This is a genomic window from Bradyrhizobium huanghuaihaiense (genome assembly GCF_025200885.1).
GTDB lineage: Bacteria > Pseudomonadota > Alphaproteobacteria > Rhizobiales > Xanthobacteraceae > Bradyrhizobium > Bradyrhizobium huanghuaihaiense.
In genome coordinates this window covers 9,449,762-9,464,837 of sequence record NZ_CP104172.1, presented here as the reverse complement: position 1 = coordinate 9,464,837, position 15,076 = coordinate 9,449,762, and the positions used below count along the sequence as shown (strand labels likewise).

Here is a 15,076-nt window from a genome sequence, read left to right as displayed (position 1 = left end):
ATCTCGATGCCAGAGACACTGATCAAGGTCGATCTCACCAAGTCGGCTTACGAAAATGACATGGTGCACAACCGCTGGCACCCCGATATCCCGATCGTAGCCTGGGTCAATCCCGGCGACGATTTCATCATCGAGACGTATGACTGGACCGGCGGCTTCATCAAGAACAACGATTCCGCCGACGACGTGCGCGACATCGACCTGTCGATCGTGCACTTCCTCTCCGGTCCGATCGGCGTCAAGGGCGCCGAGCCCGGCGATCTTCTCGTCGTGGACCTGCTCGACGTCGGCCCGCTCAAGGAGAGCCTGTGGGGCTTTAACGGCTTCTTCTCCAAGCAGAATGGCGGCGGCTTCCTCACCGACCATTTCCCGCTGGCGCAGAAGTCGATCTGGGACATCAAAGGCCTCTACACCTCGTCGCGCCACGTGCCCGGCGTCAATTTCGCCGGCCTGATCCATCCCGGCCTGATCGGATGTCTGCCCGATCCGAAGATGCTGGAGACGTGGAACAAGCGCGAGGCCGAGCTGATCTCGACCAACCCGACCCGCGTGCCCGGCCTTGCCAATCCGCCGTTCGCGCCGACCGCCCATGGCGGTCGCGCCAAGGGCGATGCCAAGGCCAAGATCGGCGCGGAGGGCGCGCGCACCGTGCCGCCGCGCGAGCACGGCGGCAATTGCGACATCAAGGATCTCTCGCGCGGCTCGAAGATCTACTTCCCGGTCTACGTGCCCGGCGCGGGTCTCTCGATGGGCGATCTGCATTTCAGCCAGGGCGACGGCGAGATCACCTTCTGCGGCGCGATCGAAATGGCCGGCTGGCTGCACCTCAAGGTCGAGGTGATCAAGGACGGCATGTCGAAATACGGCATCAAGAACCCGATCTTCAAGCCGTCGCCGATCACGCCGAACTACAAGGACTATCTGATCTTCGAAGGCATCTCGGTCGATGAGGCCGGCAAGCAGCATTATCTCGACGTCCACATCGCCTATCGCCAGGCCTGTCTCAATGCCATCGAGTATCTGAAGAAGTTCGGCTACTCCGGCGCCCAGGCCTATTCGATCCTCGGCACGGCGCCGTGCCAGGGCCACATCTCCGGTGTCGTGGACGTACCCAATGCCTGCGCCACGCTGTGGCTGCCAACGGAGATATTCGACTTCGACGTGATGCCGTCGGCGGCCGGACCCATCAAGCACATCACCGGCGATATCCAGATGCCGATCTCGCCGGACAAGTGACGCTGCGCTCCCTCTCCCCGTGCTCACGGGGAGAGGGGCGGGTGAGGGGCTGTCGCCGCATGGGCGGTAGCAGGGAGCTGTGTTGAACACGCGTTGGGGATGATGCGATGCCGGTCTACGAATATCTCTGTGACGACTGTGGTCCCTTCAAAGACCTCCGCCCGATGGCGGAATGCGACGATCCGCAGAGCTGCCCGCACTGCGAGACCATGGCGCCGCGGGTGATCCTGACCGCGCCGAATTTCTTCTGCATGCCTGCGGAGAAGCGCAAGGCGCACGCCGTCAACGAGCGCAGCTCGCACGCGCCGCAGACGCTGGCGCAATACAAGGCCTCGCACGGCCCGGGCTGCGGCTGCTGTTCCTCGGGCAAGACCGTGAAGGACAAGAACGGGTCCGACAAGAAAAAGCCCGCGCGGCTCATGACCAAGACCAAAAGCGGCGCCAAGGGCTTTCCGACGGCGCGGCCCTGGATGATCAGCCACTAACGCACGCCAACATCAAACAAATAAAGTACAGGAGCGCTCAACATGCTTCACGGTGACATCTCCAGCAGCAACGACACGGTCGGCGTCGCAGTGGTGAACTACAAGATGCCCCGCCTGCACACCAAGGCCGAGGTGCTCGACAACGCCCGCAAGATCGCCGAGATGATCGTCGGCATGAAGGTCGGCCTGCCCGGCATGGACCTCGTGATCTTCCCGGAATACTCCACGCAAGGGATCATGTACGACTCCAAGGAGATGTACGAGACGGCGTCCGTGGTGCCGGGCGAGGAAACCGCGATCTTCTCCGAGGCCTGCCGCAAAGCGAAAGTGTGGGGCGTGTTCTCGCTCACCGGCGAGCGCCATGAGGAGCATCCGCACAAGGCGCCCTACAACACCCTGATCCTGATGAACGACAAGGGCGAGATCGTGCAGAAGTATCGCAAGATCATGCCGTGGGTGCCGATCGAGGGCTGGTATCCCGGCAATTGCACCTATGTCTCCGAAGGCCCGAAAGGGCTCAAGGTCAGCCTGATCATTTGCGACGACGGCAATTATCCGGAGATCTGGCGCGACTGCGCCATGAAGGGCGCCGAGCTGATCGTGCGTTGCCAGGGCTACATGTATCCGGCCAAGGAGCAGCAGGTCATGATCTCAAAGGCCATGGCCTGGGCCAACAACGTCTATGTCGCCGTCGCCAACGCCGCCGGCTTCGATGGCGTCTATTCCTATTTCGGCCACTCCGCGATCATCGGCTTCGATGGTCGCACCCTCGGCGAGTGCGGCGAAGAGGATTACGGCATCCAGTACGCGCAGCTGTCGAAACATCTGATCCGCGACGCGCGCCGCAACGGCCAGTCGCAGAACCATCTCTACAAGCTGGTTCACCGCGGCTACACCGGCATGATCAATTCCGGCGACAGCCCGCGTGGCGTCGCGGCCTGCCCGTATGACTTCTACAAGAACTGGATCAAGGATCCCGAAGGCACGCGCGACATGGTCGAGGCCATGACCCGCTCGACGCCGGGCACCGACGAGTGCCCGATCGACGGCATCCCCAATGAGGCGGCGGCCAGCAATTACTGAGCCGTCGCGGATGCGCGCCCAGTCATGCGCAGAATGAGACGATTGGCCCCGCAAAACCGTGGCGCGGTTGCAACATGACGCTCAGATTCTGCTTCGGTTGTGTGCCAAACGGACGCATTCCGGCGTCGCCGTAGTTCTACGGAGCCTCGCTATGGCCTAAGTTCCCGGCGGAATTGCTGGGAATGGGGGTGTGGCGTGCAAGGCGAGGGGCCAGGGAGGCGGCAGGATCGACTGCGCCGATCCGTCACTGCGTCGCTCATAGGCGTATCGGCGGTCTTCGTCGGCCTCAGCCTTTGCGCGACGCCCGCTAACGCGCTCTGCGCGCCCGATCCCGCCACCAGCGGCCAGACTGTCACTTGCAGCGGCACGGATACGGACGGTTTTCAGGCCGGAGCCGGCGTCGACAGCCTCAATGTCAACGTGCTCTCCGGCGCGACCGTAAACGACAACGGCACGCTCTCGATCGGCGTCAACAATTCGAGCACTGTCACCAATAACGGGACGCTGTCGGCAGGCTCGGGTCTGACCGGTATCGCTGCCGGAAACACCAACACCGTGACCAACAACGGCACCATCACGGTGCTCGACAACGGCCTCGGCATCCAGGTGATCGACCACAACATCGTCGCCAATGCCGGAACGATCACGACAGGTGATAACGGCGCAGCGATCTCGGTCGGCGACAGCAACACCGTCACCAACACCGGGGCGCTGTCGATCGGTGCGTCGGGCGTAGGTGTCTTCGCCGGCCAGATCAACAGCACTAACACCATTACGAACACCGCGACGGGCACGATCACCGGCGTCGACGATTCGATCGGGATCTTTGCGTTCGGCAGCGTGACCGTGACCAATGCCGGTGCGATCACGGTCGGCGATTCCAGCGGCTTCTCCGGCGGCATTCTGGCGATCAGCAACAACAACACGATCACGAACACGGCCACCGGCAGGATCGCGGTCGGGCAGAACGCCGCCGGCATCTTCATGCAAGGCGATTTCCAGACCGCCAGCAATTTCGGCTCGATCACGGCCGGCGATTTGGGCGTCGGTATTGCCGTGTTGGGCGATGACTCGAAGATCATCAATGGCGGCACGATCACGGTGGGGGACAACGGAACGGCCGGCATTTCGATCCAGGGGGACAGGGCCACGATCAGCCAAAGCGGCACGATCACTGTCGGCCAGGTCGGCTGGGGCATCCTCTATAACGGCTCGTCCTCTACGATCACAAACAGCGGGCGGATCACAGGCGGCGATTCGACCGAAGGCATCTTCGCGGTCGGTGACTCCAACACCATCACCAATAGCGGCACGATTACTGTCGGCACGTTCGGCATCGGCATCGACGTCAGCTCTTTCAGCACGACCAACCAGATCGTGAATACCGGTACCATCACCGTCGGGGCCAGCGGTGTCGGCATCAGCGTCGGTGGCGCCGGAAGCGTCTTCAACTCGGGCACCATCAATGCCGCGACCGGCTTGGCCGCGATCGAGTTCTGCAGCTGCGGCCCGAACACGCTGACGCTCGGCCCCGGGAGCGCCATCAACGGCCAAGTGATTGCATCCGGCACCGACACTTTCCAACTCGGCGGCACCGGCAAGGATACATTCAATCTCGACCTGATCGGCACCGGCCTGCAATACAGCGGCTTTTCGACCTTCAACAAGGTCGACAGCTCGACCTGGACCGTGACCGGCACCGGCAATCAGGACTGGAATGTGCTCGGCGGCACGCTTTTGCTTGCCGGCACCATCAACGGCACCGTGACCGTTGCGAGCGGCGGCACGCTCAGTGGGGTCGGTACGGTCGGCACGACCACCGTCAATGGCGGCACGCTGGCGCCGGGCAATCCGACCGGCACGCTCACCGTGTCCGGCGACCTCTCGTTCACATCGGCGTCGAGCTACATGGTGCAGGTCTCGGGCGCCAGCAACGGCCTTGCGGTCGTGACGGGAACGGCGACGCTCGGCGGCGCCACCGTCGTCGTCGTCCCGACCGGCTCGATCGCGAAGCACTACACGATCCTGAATGCGACAACGCTCCCCGATGCGTTCAACCCGGTCGTTGCGGGGCTCTCGTCGAATCTGCATGCGACGCTCAGCTACGATCTTCACAACGTCTACCTCGACCTCGCGCTGGGCTATGGCGGCGGCCTCAACATCAATCAGCAGAACGTCGCCAACGTGCTGACGAATTATTTCAACAGCACCGGTAGCCTTCCGGTCGCGCTCGCCAACCTCTCGCCGGCCGGCCTCACACAGGCCTCCGGTGAATCGGGCACGGGATCGCAGCAGACGACTTTCAATGCGATGAACCTGTTCATCAATCTGCTGACCGACGTGTTCGGCTCGGGGCGCAGCGGTGCGCCTGATGCGACGCCGTTTGCCGACGAAGCGAGCGCTTATGCGGCGGCCGGCAAAGGCACGCGTGAGAAGAACGCGCGCGACGCCTTCGCCTCGATCTACCGCAAGGCGCCGGCTGCGACGTTCGCGCAGCGCTGGGACGTGTGGGCAGCCGGTTATGGTGGGTCGCAGACCACCGACGGCAACACCGCCCTCGGCTCCAACACCACCGGCAGCAGCGTCTATGGCACGGCAGTCGGTCTCGACTACCGCTTCTCGCCGTCGACGATCGCCGGTTTCGCGCTGGCCGGCGGCGGCACCGGCTTCAACGTCAACGGGCTCGGCTGGGGCCGCTCCGACCTGTTCCAGGCCGGCGCCTTCGTGCGGCACACGGTGGGACCGGCCTATATCACCGCTGCGCTCGCCTATGGCTGGCAGGACGTCACGACGAACCGCATCGTAACCGCCGCAGGCGTCGATCAATTGCGGGCGCAGTTCAATGCCAACGCCTTCTCGGGCCGGATCGAGGGTGGTTACCGCTATGCCACGCAGTGGATCGGCCTCACGCCTTATGCCGCGGCCCAGGCCACCCTGTTCAGCCTGCCGAACTATTCGGAATTCGCGGTGGTCGGCAACAACACCTTTGCGCTCAATTACGCCGCCAAGGACGTCACCAGCACCCGCACCGAGCTCGGCCTGCGTGCGGACAAGTCGTTTGCGGCGGCCGGCGGCCTGATGACTCTGCGCGGCCGGCTCGCCTGGGCGCATGACTACAATCCGGACCGCACCATCGGTGCGGTGTTCCAGACGCTGCCGGGCGCGGCCTTCGTCGTGAACGGCGCTCCTCAGGCGCGCGATTCCGCACTGACCACGGCGTCGGTGCAGATGAACTGGATGAACGGCTGGTCCGCGTCGGCAACGTTCGAAGGCGAGTTCTCGAACGTCACCCGTTCCTACGCCGGCAAGGGCGTCGTCCGCTACGCGTGGTGAGATGCGGCCTATAGGCCACAGCGGGACTGCCATCCTCCCCTGGAGGGGGAGGATCGGTTCGCATGGAGCGTAGCGCAATGCGAACCGAGGTGGGGTGACAGTCTATCCGCGTTTCGCACTGTTCGAGTGGAGAGATCACCCCACCCCGCTCGCGCTACGCGCGATCGACCCTCCCCCTCCAGGGGAGGGTAAGAAGGTGCGCTACTGCTTCTTCTGCGGAGGCTTGCGTGGCGGGCGCGGGACGGCAGCGGGCACAGGCGTGCCGGCCATCTTGTTGGCGGTCTCACTGACGTCGAGCAGCGAGCGGCGGATGTCCTCGATATAGCTCGCCGACTTTTTCCTCATCATGTCGGCGAGCTCGCGCAGCCCCTGCACCTTCTCGAACAGCTCGTCGGCCTTGCCGTCGACGAAGCCGGGCACCACGCCCTCGATCTTGGTGACGGCCTTGTCGAATCCCGCAAAGGCGCTGTCGACCTTGGCCATCACGGCATCGATCTCGCCGCCCTTGCTCCTGAGATCGGCGGTATAGGTCTCGAATGTGCGCAGGCCCTCCTTGATCGCGGGGGCGTTGCTCACGATGGTGCGGTCGACACTGTGCAGGGTGTCGACGATGGATTCGACATCGCTGAGATCGGCGGTGAGCACGGGAATGCCGTCCGAATCCAGCGGTACCGGCGGCGCGGAGGGCGCTCCGCCGATCAAGGAGACCGCGGCGACGCCGGTGAGACCCTGGAACTCGATACCGGCCACGGTGTCCTTGCGGATCGGCGCGGAGTTGTCGAGCATCACCAGCGCCACGACCTTGCGGGGATTGTCCAGCTTGATCGACAGGATCTGGCCCGCGAGCACGCCGTCGAAATTGACCGGGCCGCCGCGGCGCAGGCCGCTGGCGGAGCCGCCCTCGAACACCACGCGCAACTGGCTGCGGCTCTGGATGGTCCGCCATTTCTGCACGCCGAGCAGGCCGCCGAACGCCACGGCGATCACCGCCAGCGTCACTGTTCCGATCACAAGATTGCTCGCGCGTGCCATGAGGCTGAGTCTACGGCCAAAGCGGGGAAGTTGGAAGAAGGCCGCGATGGTACATCGGGCGGGTTAACGACTTGTCCGCCGAAGCTCGCAGAGCGAAGGCGGAAGCGTAACCCACCGTTTCTGTTCGCCCGCCACGTGAGTTGGTGGATTACGCGGAGCCTGTCATCGGGCCGCGCATAGCGCGGACCCGGTGGCTAATCCACCCTATGGTACTACGCGACATCAATGTCCGGCCGCACGCTTTGCCGCAGCGTTGTTCAGAACGATCAGGGCGTCGACGGCCACACCTGCCCTGGCATTGATCAGGAACGGGTTGATGTCGATCGATGCGATCCGGTCGCTGGCATCCGCGATCAGATTGGAGAGGCCGACCAGCGCCTTCACCGCGGAGGCCTCGTGCAGGGCGGGTTTGCCGCGATAGCCGCGCATCTTGATGCCGGCCTTGGTGCGGCCGATCAGTAGCCGCGCCTCGGCCTCGTCCAGCGGCGCGCCGGCGAGCGCGACGTCCTTCATCAGCTCGATGTCGATGCCGCCGGTGCCGAACAACACGACCGGACCCATCTCGGCGTCGAGCGAGGCGCCGACCACGAGCTCGAGATCGGCCTTGACCTGCTGCGCGATCAAAATGCCGTCGAGCTTCGGCTTGCCCTTGAGCTTCGCCACGCGCGCGGTGATGTCGGTGAACGCCTTCTTCACCTCGCCCGCGCTGTTGAGGTTCAATACCACGCCGCCGATGTCGGACTTGTGCAGGATCTCGGCGCTGACGACCTTTGCGACGACGGGGAAACCGATCTGCCTGGCGATCTTCACTGCCTCCGCCGCCGTCTGCGCGATCGCTTCCTTCGAGATCGGGATGCCATAGGCCTTCAGCAGCTTCTTCGAGGCGACCTCGTCGAGCGCGGCGCCGTTCGCCGAGTTCAGCACCTTCTCCAGCACGGTGCGTGCGGCGGGCTTCGAGCTCGAGACGATATCGGGCACCGCCTTGCGCAGCTTCGCATAGGCGAGCAGCGATTTGATCGCGGTCACGGCGCGGTCCATGCCCTGCATCACGGCGAGATGGGGTAGCGATTTGCGCAAGCCCTTGGTGAAGTCGGTGAAGCCGATCGACATCGCGCTGATATAGATCACGGGCTTGCCGGCCCCGCTCGCCATGTCGTTGACGATACGCAAGTTCCGCTCGCGCGCCTCGTGCGGCGCCTTCGGCAGCTCGGCGTCGATGATGACGATGTCGATGTCGGGATCGTCGATCATCAGCTTGATCGACTTCATGTAGACGGAGGGATCGACCACCGCGGCAAAGCCGGCGTCGAGCGGATTGCCGACGATCGAGCCCGGCCCGAGCATCTTCGCCAGTTCGGACCCGACGTGCGGGCTCAGCGGCGCGAAGTTGAGGCCTTCTGCATAGAAGGCGTCAAGCAGCATGCCGCGCTTGCCGCCGGACAGCGTCACGGCGGCGAGCCGGTCGCCTCTGGGCACGGCAGAATGAACGAAGCATTCGGTGGTCTCGATCAGCTCGTCGAGGCCGCCGACGCGAATGACGCCTTCGCGCGTGGCGATGGCGTCGAAGGTCTCGATCGATCCTGCCAGCGCCCCGGTATGCGCCATCGCCGCGGCGCGGCCGCCCTCGGATGCGCCGAGTTTGAGCGCGATCACCGGCTTGCTGGCGGCGCGCGCCGCCTTGCAGGCATCGCGAAACGCCTTGGTGTTGCGCACGCCTTCGAGATAGACGACGATCACTTTGATGCTCGGATCTTCGGCGAAATAGCGCATCAGGTCCGGCGTCTCGAGCCCGGCCTCATTGCCTGTCGTCACCATGTAGCCGACACCGACGCCGCGATCGTCCAGCGCCTGGCGGATCGCCATGACGATGGCGCCGGATTGGCCGGCGATCGCCACCGCGCCCTGTTCCATGGTGACGATGCGGTCGTCGATATTGGTGAAGAGTTTTTCGCCCGCGCTTAGGTTGCCGAGGCAATTCGGGCCGGTGACGGCGAGACCCGTCTCGCGCACCGCCGCCTGCAATTCGGCGGCGAGCCTCTGGCTCTCGTCATCCTGCAGCTCGCTGAAGCCCGACGTGACGATGGTGGCCGAGCGCGCGCCGGCCGCAGCGGCATCGCGGATCACTTGCACGGCGAAGCGCGCCGGCACCAGCACCAGCACGTGATCCGGCTTTTCCGGAAGGCTGGCGAAATCCTTGTAGCAGGTGACGCCCCAGATGCTCTCGCGCTTGGCGTTGACCGGATAGAGCCCGCCCTCGAAACCGTATTTGACCAGATTGTTCCAGATGCGCTCGGCATAATTGCCGGGCTTGTCGGTCGCGCCCACCAGCACGATGTTGTGCGGGTGCAGCATGGCGTGGATTCCCTTGACGATGTCGCTGGCATCGGGTGGCGGAGACCATGGACGGGACGCGGACGCTGCAGACACACGGGCTTCCATGGCGTGACCTCACCTGTTGTTCTTATTTGGTGGCGCGTCACTCTCTTCTATGGGGAGTCCTTCGGAGTGGCAACCGTGTGGCTGGTATGCCGTGTGGTGGAATGAAGTGCGCGTCGGCGCGTGTCGCCATCCCGTTGGGCGATCTATCTGCCCGTTTCAATCAATGTTGCATGCAGGATATAGCGCTCAGGGCCGGAGGTGACGGCGTCGAATGGCCAACAGGTCGCGAGGACAAGCTCGAATCCCCCTTCCGTGGCGTCGATACCTGATTCATCGAAGCGAACCACGGCCGAGGAATCCGCGCGATAGCGAAAATGTTGGCCGTCGCTGCGTGTGACATCGATGATGTCACCCATGACAACATTGCGCAGGAAGCGGAAATGAGTATCGCGATGCGCGGCATAGACGGCAATCCCGCGTTCGCCCGCATCGGCCGTGTGCTGGATATGGCCGGGTCCGAAAGCGAGCGCCTGTCCGCTCGCGCCTTCCAGCACGATGGCGCTGGCGCCGATCCGCTTCACCTCGATCCGCGCGACCGGCCAGGTGTCGGCCCACGACCACGGCTTGGCTGGCTGGCCCGTCGCAATGCTTCGGTCGAACGCCCGTTCCAGCAGCACCTGCGCCAGCCACGCCTTGGCGTGGATGTAGGCGCCATCGCCGAACAGGATGAGGCCGATCAGCGCCAAGGCCAGGGGAGAGATGAGGCGGGGCATTGTGCTTCGTCTCCCGTCATTGCGAGCGAAGCGAAGCAATCCAGACTGTCTCCGCGGCGGCAGTCTGGATTGTTTCGTCGCTTCGCTCCTCGCAATGACGATCAAAAAAAGGCGCGCGCGGCCGTTGTACGGGACGGGCAGCCGCGCGCGCTAACAGAGGAGTTCGGGGATGCTCCTCTCTCAAGCGGCGTCAGTGAGCAAGGGCTGACGCCGGTTGAACACGAACAGGACCAGGGCGAGCACGATCAGGATGAAGCCTGCGATCATCTTCAGCTCGGCCGAGGTTGCAGTCTTGGGCAAACGGATCGCATCGGGTGCGGCAGGCGCCGGCCGTCGCGTCGCCGACTGATTGCGCGCATCGGCATGACGTTCGCGCAGCTGTGTCGGCGTCAGATGTGGTCGTTCGCCGAACACTTTCTCGAAATCCCAGCCGGCCGGCAGATTGATCGGCAGCTCGCTGAGCTTGAGCGGTTCGCCCTCGGGCCGGCTCGGCGTCTTGTCGACCGCGACGAGGCTGGTGAGCCGCGTGACGATCTGATGGTCGAGCGCCAGCGCCAGGATCGCCTTGTCGGACTCTTCAGGCGTCATTTCGCGCAGGGTGCGTGCCACCTCGGCGTCGCCGATCTTGCGCCTCGCCCACAGTTTTGACAGGCCCTTGCCTTCGGCGGCATTTTGCAGCGGCAGCGTCACCGACCACGGACGGTCGCCGACGCGTCCCTTGATCTCGAGCGAGCCTGCGAGCTTGTCGAGCCTGGCCGCCAGCACCAGCGGCTCGTTGCGATAGACATCCGGAATGATCGCCGGGGTGACGTCGGCCCTGGCCTCGGAGAACTTCGCGGTGAGGCCGGTCACCGCCGGGTTCTCCAGCTTGGCGAACAGGCCGCGCATGCGCTCCTCGACCTGCTCGACTGAGCCGATATGAGTGAAGGCGCCGCGGCCGAGCTCGGCGGCGCGCGTCATCAGATAGGTGTTGGGCGCAGACCCGATGCCGACCATGAACACGCGCGAGCGGCCGCGCATCGCCGTGATGGTCTCGAACAATTGCTGCTCGTTGCCGATCGCGCCGTCGGTCAGGAACACGACCTGGCGAACCATGTTCGTGTCGCTGATCTTGTCCGTCAGCGCGGCGCGCATCGCCGGCACCATCTCGGTGCCGCCGCGCGCCTGCAATCCATTCACGAAACCGAGTGCTTCGCCGAGATGTGCGGGGTCGGCCGGCACGGAGGTGGAGAAGAGCACGTCCATGGTGTCGTCGAAACGGATCACGTTGAACCGGTCATTGGGCTGGAGGCGGCCGAGGGCATAGAGCAGGCTCGCCTTGGCCTGAACGATGGAGGTGCCGCCCATCGAACCGGAATTGTCAATCACGAACACGACCTCGCGCGGCAGCGGCTTCTGCGTTGCCTGTTCGGCGCTCGGCGGGGTGACGAAGGCGAGCAGGTAATCGGCATCGCCGACACGCTCGCGGAACAGCCCGACCGACGGCGCCTTCTCGGCATCCGGCTTCCAGGTCAGCTCGAAATCGCGGTCGGCGGGAACGACACCGTCGGCGAGCGTGACGACACGCGTCGTGTTATCAGGGCTTTCGATCTTGACGTTGTGGTGGTGGCTCTTGACCTCACCGAGCGCAAAGCCGGCCTTCAGGCGGACCGTGATGCTGGTCGGATTGACCGGCGCATTCTTCGCGGGATCCAGCACTGGCGGCGAGATGCGATCGCGATCCGGCACGGGATTCGACGTCGTCGCGCCCCAGCCGGAGCTATCCTGGCGGAAGTCGACGCTCTGCACGATCGGCGCTGGATTGTAGCGCGGGGCGACCACCAGCGGCAGGCGCAGCGAATATTCATTACCGGATTGGTGCACCGGCTCCTGGTATTCGATCTGCACCAGCACGGTTTCGCCGGGGCCGATATTGGCGACCGAATTGGTGAAGATGTTGGGCCGCTCCTGCTCGGTGAGCGCGGCCTTCTGGCCGGCGCTGCGCGCCTGCTCGTAGATCACGCGGGCCTGCTGCCGCTCCTTGACGTCGCCGACGATGACGCGGTCGCCGACCACCAGCTTCAGCGTGTCGACGGCACCATTGGTCGCGAGCGGATAGACATAGGTGGCTTCGACCCAGTCTTTGGTCGGATTGCGGAACACCTGCGTGACGCGGGCGCGCAGCGTCGGGCCCGATACCGTGATGTCGATGTCGGTGCCGAGGCGGATCGCCTCGGTATAGGCGCCATCCTCCTTCAGCAGCAGGCTGCCTGCTCGCGCCTCGCCGGGCTGGAGCAGGCCGGCCTGCTCGGTCGTTGCCGACCAGCCCGTCCCGAAGCTCACCAGCAGGGCCACGAAGGCGACCAGCATCACCGCGATGCTCTGCGCCAGAAGGAATAATCCGATCTTGATCAGCCGGCCCAGCAGGGGGTGTTCGTCGCTGTCGGCTGTGTCGTAGGTCGCCATTTGGCCTGCTCCCGAAGCATGTTTGCTGGCCTTCAGCATCCGCCGGGAGGGCCTGATTTCGCGAGCAGAATGATCGGCAATGTTCCGCCGCCGCCAGCCGGACGGGCCCGCCGCCGGGGCGGCGATGTGCGGTTTTGTGCTGGTTTGTCCGCCCTGCTAGGATGGCACTCCCAGGGCAGGGTTGACGATGCAGACGCAGGCCGACAAGCAGCTTTCAGACGAGCAGAGCCGCGAGATCGCGGAGACCATTCGCGAGGAGCTGGCCAGACGCCGGATCTCCCGGCAGGCGCTGGCCGAGCAGGCCAAGCTTAGTCTGTCGACGCTGGAGAAGGTTTTAGGCGGCCGCCGGCCGTTCACCTTGGCGACGACGGTCCGGCTCGAGCAGGCGCTGGGTGTGTCCTTGCGCAAGAGCGCCGCCGTGGTGACGCCTCCCGCCGCAAACGACGTCGCGCCCGACAGCCTCGGCTCCTATGCGCATCGCGCGGTGACCTGGCTCGAGGACGTCTACATCACGCTGCGCCCGTCCTTCGGCGACAAGGATGCGATCTTCGCCTACCGCACCGAGATCGTCTGGGAGCCGAAAGTCCCCTCGTTGGTGTTCCGCGAGGGCGAGCGTACCGATACCGCCTATGAGCACACCGGCGAGGTCGCCGTTCCCCATCAGTCCGGCTTCATCTATCTCGTCATCATCAAGCATGGTCAGCACCGTGTGATCACGGTGTCGCGGCCGACGGTCGCCGGCGAGATGTACGGCATCATCTCGACGCTCCGCGCCGGCCCCGGCTCGCAGCTGACGCCGATCGCCGCGCCCATCGCCTATGTGCCGATCAGGAACATTCCAAAACCGTCTTTGGGACGCGTCGCGCCCGGCGATGCCAACTATGAGCTGTACCGAAAGCACCTGCGTCGCACGGTGGAAGAGCCGTTCGCGCTGTTCCTGCCGGCCTAGGTTCACCCGCGGATAAAGAGATGGCGGCCTCGCGGCCGCCATCTTTCGTGCGCGGACCATGCGTCGCGAGCTAGCCGCTCGGGTCGGCGCTGATGATGTCGCCGAACAGCTCCCACTGGCCCTTCTTGAACCGCCACATCTTGAGCTGCTCGATCGGCGCGAAGTCCGTGGACGAGGTGTTGATCTTGATGCCGGGGATCAGCGTGTCGGGGACGAAGTCCTTCAGGCTGGCAGCCTGCTTCATCACGTTCTCACGGGTCAGATTGTCGCCGGACTGCTTCAGCACCTGCACCATTGTCTGGGCCGCAGCATAGGCGTAAACCAGATTTGCGTCGGAGATGTTTGCGCCGGGCATGTACTTGTCGATGAAGGTCATGAATTTCTTCATGCCCTCGTCGTCCTTCCACTGCGGATCCGAGGCATCCTTCAGATAGCCGGCCGACAGCACGCCTTCGGATGCCTCGAGGCCGGCCGGCTTCATCACCGCGCCGATCGACACCGAAACGTCGGTCATCAGGTGCATCGGCTTCCACTCGAGCTCCGCGATCTTCTTGATGGCTTGAGCTGCGAATTTAGGAGTCGCGATGTTGACGAAGACATCGGCGCCGGTGCCCTTGAGCTTGACGATATGGGCGTCGATCGAGGGCTCCGAGGTCTCGTAGCTCTCTTCGGCCACGATCATCTTCGACGCCTTGTCACCGAACACGTCCTTGATGCCGGCGAGGTAGTCCTTGCCGAAATCGTCGTTGGCATAAAAGATCGCGACCTTCGCGTCCGGCTTCTCCTTCAGAATGTATTTTGCGAAGATCTGGGCCTCGACCCGGTAGCTGGGCTGGAAGCCCATGGTCCATGGAAAATTCTTCGGGTCGTTCCACTTGCTGGCGCCGGTGGCGAGGAACAGCTGCGGTACCTTCTTGGTGTTGTGATATTTCTGCACGGCGGTCTGGGTCGGCGTGCCCAGCGCGTTGAACACCAGGAACACCTCGTCGCTCTCGATCAGCTTGCGGACCTGCTCCACGGTCTTCGGCGGTGAATAGCCGTCGTCATAGGAAATCCAGTTGATCTTGCGACCGTTGATGCCGCCCTGGTCGTTGATCATCTTGAAATAGGCTTCCTCGGTCTTGCCGATGATGCCGTAGGCGGACGCAGGCCCCGAATAGGCCTCGACATTTCCGATCTTGATCTCGGTGTCGGTGACGCCGGTATCGTATTTCTTCTGCGCCTGGGCGCCCTGGACCGAGAGCAATGTCAGGGCGGCAGCCGCGGCGAGCAGGGAGAGTTTCTTGTTCTTCATGGAAATTCCTTGGGGTTTCTTGTTGGCTGGGGCAGGCACTTCAAAAAGGAAAAAGCGCCCGCAAGGG

The 15,076-nt window shown here is 64.1% G+C and carries 10 protein-coding genes; 5 read left to right on the top strand and 5 right to left on the bottom strand.

Annotated features, from left to right (window positions below; translation table 11 throughout):
- Positions 1 to 6: 6 nt before the first annotated feature.
- The 4 genes from fmdA (at position 7) to N2603_RS44045 (ending at position 6,137) form a co-directional block, all read left to right on the top strand.
- Positions 7 to 1,236, top strand: a complete 1,230-nt coding sequence (fmdA, locus tag N2603_RS44060) for a formamidase (RefSeq protein WP_018644393.1) — start codon at positions 7 to 9, stop codon at positions 1,234 to 1,236.
- 107 nt (positions 1,237 to 1,343) lie between these two features.
- Positions 1,344 to 1,721: an FmdB family zinc ribbon protein gene (locus N2603_RS44055; protein ID WP_260387124.1), complete on the top strand. Its 378-nt coding sequence runs from the start codon at positions 1,344 to 1,346 to the stop codon at positions 1,719 to 1,721.
- A gap of 42 nt (positions 1,722 to 1,763) precedes the next feature.
- Positions 1,764 to 2,804 (top strand): aliphatic amidase, encoded by a 1,041-nt coding sequence (locus N2603_RS44050; protein ID WP_260387123.1) that lies wholly within the window; start codon positions 1,764 to 1,766, stop codon positions 2,802 to 2,804.
- Positions 2,805 to 2,999: 195 nt separating this feature from the next.
- Complete coding sequence (locus N2603_RS44045; RefSeq protein ID WP_260387122.1) at positions 3,000 to 6,137, top strand: autotransporter outer membrane beta-barrel domain-containing protein; 3,138 nt, start codon at positions 3,000 to 3,002, stop codon at positions 6,135 to 6,137.
- Positions 6,138 to 6,338: 201 nt separating this feature from the next.
- Here the strand turns inward: N2603_RS44045 and N2603_RS44040 are convergent, their stop codons facing one another.
- The 4 genes from N2603_RS44040 to N2603_RS44025 all read right to left on the bottom strand — a co-directional run bounded on the left by N2603_RS44040 (position 6,339) and on the right by N2603_RS44025 (position 12,766).
- Entirely contained in the window at positions 6,339 to 7,169 is an 831-nt protein-coding gene (locus N2603_RS44040) for an MlaD family protein (RefSeq protein WP_260387121.1), read from the bottom strand.
- 222 nt (positions 7,170 to 7,391) lie between these two features.
- Positions 7,392 to 9,608 carry an acetate--CoA ligase family protein gene (locus tag N2603_RS44035; protein WP_260387120.1) on the bottom strand — a complete coding sequence of 739 codons (2,217 nt, stop codon included), beginning with the start codon at positions 9,606 to 9,608 and terminating at the stop codon, positions 7,392 to 7,394.
- Between the two features lie 143 nt (positions 9,609 to 9,751).
- Complete coding sequence (locus N2603_RS44030) at positions 9,752 to 10,321, bottom strand: class GN sortase (protein ID WP_260387119.1); 570 nt, start codon at positions 10,319 to 10,321, stop codon at positions 9,752 to 9,754.
- 180 nt (positions 10,322 to 10,501) lie between these two features.
- Positions 10,502 to 12,766 carry a marine proteobacterial sortase target protein gene (locus N2603_RS44025; RefSeq protein ID WP_260387118.1) on the bottom strand — a complete coding sequence of 755 codons (2,265 nt, stop codon included), beginning with the start codon at positions 12,764 to 12,766 and terminating at the stop codon, positions 10,502 to 10,504.
- A gap of 187 nt (positions 12,767 to 12,953) precedes the next feature.
- On the opposite strand from N2603_RS44025, the gene N2603_RS44020 reads away from it, so the two are divergent.
- Positions 12,954 to 13,715 carry a helix-turn-helix transcriptional regulator gene (locus tag N2603_RS44020; RefSeq protein WP_260387117.1) on the top strand — a complete coding sequence of 254 codons (762 nt, stop codon included), beginning with the start codon at positions 12,954 to 12,956 and terminating at the stop codon, positions 13,713 to 13,715.
- A 70-nt stretch (positions 13,716 to 13,785) separates the two neighbouring features.
- Here N2603_RS44020 and N2603_RS44015 read toward each other — a convergent pair whose 3' ends face one another.
- Complete coding sequence (locus N2603_RS44015; RefSeq protein ID WP_260387116.1) at positions 13,786 to 15,009, bottom strand: ABC transporter substrate-binding protein; 1,224 nt, start codon at positions 15,007 to 15,009, stop codon at positions 13,786 to 13,788.
- Positions 15,010 to 15,076 lie beyond the last annotated feature (67 nt).